The organism is Kitasatospora sp. NPDC002965, from assembly GCF_040611255.1.
In the GTDB taxonomy this organism is placed as follows: Bacteria; Actinomycetota; Actinomycetes; order Streptomycetales; family Streptomycetaceae; genus Kitasatospora.
This window is the reverse complement of the sequence record NZ_JBEXNT010000313.1, coordinates 1-1,308: the sequence shown is the minus strand read 5'-3', so window position 1 is coordinate 1,308 and position 1,308 is coordinate 1. Positions and strand designations below refer to the sequence as shown.

Below are 1,308 nucleotides of genomic sequence, written 5' to 3'. Positions count from 1 at the left end.
GGGGGCCCGGGGGCCCCCGCGCGGGGGCTGGGCCCCGGGGGCGGGGGCCGGCGGGCGGGCGGGGCGGGGGGGCGCCGGGGGGGGGGCCCGGGGGGGGGCCGCCCCCCCCCGGGCGGGGTCCCCCGGGCAGGGGGCGGGGGTTGCGGGTACGGGCGCCGGGGCGTCAGTCCTCGTCGGGGGCGGCGGAGCCGAGCGCGAGCCGCATGAGCTCCTCGACGTCCATCGCGTCGAGGTCCTCGGCGGGCGCGCCCGGCCCCGGAAGCGTCGGGGCCGGTTCCACCGGCGCCAGCCGCAGCAGCCTGGGCAGCAGCCCGGACTCCCGCAGCCGCTCGACCGGGATCGCTGCGAGCGCCCGCCGGATCTCCTCGTCGGGCAGGTCCACCGTCTCCGGCACGGGCGCGAGGGACTCCCCGAGGTGGCCCGCGAGCCGTTCGGCGTTCGGGTAGTCGAAGACGAGCGTCGGCGAGAGCGGCAGTCCGGTGGCGGCGATCAGCTGGTCGCGCAGCTGGACGGCGGTGAGCGAGTCGAAGCCGAGCTCGTTGAAGGCCCGTTCCGGCGCCACCGCGGCGCCCGACGCGTGGCCGAGCACGGCCGCCGCCTCGTCCCGGACCAGCCGCAGCAGGATCCGCTCCCGCTCCGCCGGGGCGGCCTCGGCCAGCCGGGCGGCCAGCTGCCCGGCCACGTCCCCGCGGGCGGGGACCGCGCCGGGCCGTCCGTCCGTGAGCGGGTCGGCGGCCAGGCCGGTGAGCAGCGGCCGGGGCCGCGCGGTGGAGAACACGGGGACGAAGCGCGCCCAGTCCACGTCGGCCACGGTGACCGACGCGTCGCCGGCGCCGACCGCCACGCCGAGCGCGTCCAGCGCCCGGTCCGGCGCCATCGGGGTGAGCCCGCGCAACCGGAGCCGGTCGGCGACCTCGTCGTCGGCCGCCATGCCGATCCGGGCCCACGGCCCCCAGGCGATCGCCGTCCCGGGCCGGCCCTGCGCCCGGCGCCGCTCGACGAGCGCGTCCAGCGCCGCGTTCGCCGCCGCGTAGGCGGCCTGCTCCGCGCTTCCCCAGACACCCGCGATCGAGGAGAAGACGATCAGCGGCACGTCCGGCAGCAGCGCGTCGAGGTGCACCGCGCCGTCGACCTTGCCGGCCGCCACGGCGCGCAGGTGGTCCGCGTCCTCGGCGGCCAGCGGCACGTCCCGGCTGACGCCCGCCGCGTGCACGACGGCGTCCACCACCTTGTTGAGCCGGCCGGGGATCACCTCGGCGAGGTCGTCGTGTCGCCGCACCCGCACCATCGCGACCAGGTCGTACCCGC

1 protein-coding gene is annotated in these 1,308 nt (G+C 80.2%); it reads right to left on the bottom strand.

Translation table 11 applies throughout. The annotated features are described in order from the left end of the window. Positions 1 to 163: 163 nt before the first annotated feature. Positions 164 to 1,308: beta-ketoacyl reductase (locus ABZY91_RS42075; protein ID WP_355409542.1), on the bottom strand; the 1,145-nt coding region annotated here is incomplete at its 5' end.